The organism is Streptomyces niger (assembly GCF_000718305.1).
Taxonomy (GTDB): domain Bacteria; phylum Actinomycetota; class Actinomycetes; order Streptomycetales; family Streptomycetaceae; genus Streptomyces; species Streptomyces niger.
The window spans coordinates 1-491 of sequence record NZ_JOFQ01000063.1 but is presented as its reverse complement, the minus strand read 5'-3'; the positions used below and the strand labels follow the sequence as shown (position 1 = coordinate 491).

Annotated in this window: 1 protein-coding gene; it reads left to right on the top strand. The window is 67.6% G+C overall.

The window, feature by feature from the left end:
• Positions 1-148 precede the first annotated feature (148 nt).
• A partial coding sequence (locus IF20_RS36905) for a DUF6507 family protein (protein ID WP_052869803.1) occupies positions 149-491 on the top strand: 343 nt, incomplete at its 3' end.

The window sequence follows — 491 nt, the reverse complement described above, 5'->3', positions numbered from 1 at the left end:
AACATCATCCAGCTGTTGAAGACGACGCTGGAGAAGAACGACGGGACGGCGCAGCACACGCTGTCCAAGGCGAAGTCCGCGGTGGACAACATCGGCTGACGGCCGGGTGCGGTGGGTGTGGTCGGACAACGGGGAGCAGAGGTAGCGCATGGCCGGCTGGGATCTGGATCCGCAGGGCATTTCGGGTGTGCTGAAGACGACCGGTGAGTTCGCCGGGAAGATCGAGACGCATACCAAGGCATACGGGGAGCATCTGCAGTCCGCAGCAACCCATGCGGGCACCATCGCCGCCGAGGGCGAGGCCCACGGCGGCGGGGGCGGCGGGGGCAAGGGCGAGAAGCCGGCCGGCGGGCTGGTGGCGCTGGCGCTGTCGCAGTTCTCCGAGCACACCCTCAACGACCTGAAGTTCATCGCGATGCGGGCGGGCAAGTCCCTCAACGGCGCGGTGGAGGCCACCACCGCCTACACCAACGGTGACCTGGAGATGGCCG